Annotated in this window: 1 protein-coding gene and 1 pseudogene; one reads left to right on the forward strand and one right to left on the reverse strand. The window is 73.8% G+C overall.

Going from position 1 to position 1,823, the window contains the following annotated elements; all coding sequences use genetic code 11:
• The first annotated feature begins 337 nt into the window (after window positions 1-337).
• Complete coding sequence (locus tag HC022_RS28670; RefSeq protein ID WP_175583740.1) at window positions 338-1,462, forward strand: hypothetical protein; 1,125 nt, start codon at window positions 338-340, stop codon at window positions 1,460-1,462.
• A gap of 136 nt (window positions 1,463-1,598) precedes the next feature.
• On the opposite strand, the pseudogene HC022_RS25675 reads toward HC022_RS28670, so the two are convergent.
• Window positions 1,599-1,823, reverse strand: a pseudogene (locus HC022_RS25675) (ATP-dependent DNA ligase); the annotation flags it as partial.

The raw sequence follows: 1,823 nt of genomic DNA on the forward strand, positions 1-1,823 counted from the left end.
TCCGGCAGGTCGCCGAGATCGCGGCCCTTGGCCGAGGCGTTTGCGTCGAAGACGGGGAGGGAACGGGGAAAGGCGGTCGTCATGGGGTCCTCACAGGCGAATGTCCCAATGACATAGGGCTCGGGGTGGGGGCATGGCAACCTCTGGCACCGGAATCGCCTGTTTCGGGGCACATCGGGCCGCATCGGGCGGGGTCCGGGCAGTTACGACGGAAGTATCGCCACCGCCGGCCGGGAAAGCCGTGGATCGCTCGCGGGAATTGGCTAAGCTCGGGGAAGGGCCCGCCTGGGAGGGGACGGTGCCAGCATTTTTTCAATGGTCGGAGGGGAATTGAACAATGTCACATGCACCATTTCTATTCGGAGCAGGCGGGATCATCCTGGGATTCATCGGCGGCATCGCCATCGGCAGTGCCACCAGTGGGAGCCGCATCAACGAGGCGGTGGCCGACGCGCTGGCGCCGGGCCGGGAGGCCGCCCAGCAGGCCGCATCGACCCAGCAGGAGGCGCTCGCGGCGCTGTCCGAGCGGATCGGCGCGCTGGAGGCTCGTCTCGCCGAGTCCTCGGGCAGCGACGATCTCGCCGCCAGGCTGGGCGAGCGCATGGAGGCGATGAAGGCCGAGATGGCCTCGCGCATGGAGGCGATGTCGGACAGCGCCAAAACCCAGGCGGACACGCTGCGCTCGGCGCTGTCGGAGCTTTCGGGCGGGATGCAGGAGGCGGCGCAGATGGCCGCCGCGGCGGTGGCCGCCAAGGCCGGGGGCAGCGGCGCAGGCGAGGCCGCGGGCGGCATGACGGTGACCGAACCGCTGGCGGTGGGGCAGACCGCGATGTTCGCCGATGGCGCGGTGCGGGCCTTCGTCGCACGGCTCGACGGGCAGGGCGGCGCGGTGCGGCTGGTGGTGAACGGCACCACGGCCGAGCTGGGCTCGGGCGGCACGGCGCGGGTGCCGCAGGGCGAGGGCAGCTGTTCGGTCTCGGTCCTGGGGCTGAGTGACGGCAAGGTCACGCTGGGCTCGGATTGCGGCAGCGCGCCGGAGGTCGGGGGCGATGCCGCCGGGGCCGAGGGCGATGCCGCAGGGGCCGAGGGCGATGCCGCAGGGGCCGGGGCAGAGGCCGCCGGGGCCGGGGCAGAGACCTCCGGGGCCGGGGCAGAGGCCGCCGGGGCCGGGGCAGAGGAAGCAGGGGCCGCAGGCGGCGGCGAGGCCGGGGGCGAGACGGCAGCGCCCGAGAACGGCACCCGCCCGGGCGCGGTGGCGGTGCTGGCGGACGGCAAGCTGCGGGTCTTCGTGTCGGGCGTGGCGTCCGACGGCAGCTCGGCGCGGATCGCGGTGAACGGGGTGCAGACCCAGACCGTCGAGCCCGGCGCCTCGGTCGAGGTCAAGGCGGGCGACGCCGCCTGCACCCTCACGGTGACCGGGATCGGCGGTGGCATGGTCGGCCTCGAGGCCTCCTGCGGCTGACGTCCCGACCGGACGGCGCGCCGCAACGGCGCGTCTTTGCTGTGTTCGGTGTCATGGTGGCGGGCGCGTTCTCCGTGTGCCCGTTGGCCTCGCGGCGGATGGCGGCAGGTTGCCCTTGAGGGTGTCTCTTGGGCAATCACCCCCACGCGGCGAGCAGGTCGCGCAGGTCGGCCAGCGTGTTGGCCTCCTGCGCGGGCTTGTCGCGGCGCCAGCGGGCCATGCGGGGGAAGCGCAGGGCGAGGCCCGACTTGTGGCGGGGGCTCGGGTGGAGGGCCCCGCAGGGGGTTTTGAAGACCAGCCCGGGGCGCACCCGCCGCACCCGGCCGGAAAGCTGCAGCGGGGTGCGGGGCACCCCGCCGGG

The organism is Salipiger sp. HF18 (assembly GCF_011806505.1).
GTDB lineage: Bacteria > Pseudomonadota > Alphaproteobacteria > Rhodobacterales > Rhodobacteraceae > Salipiger > Salipiger thiooxidans.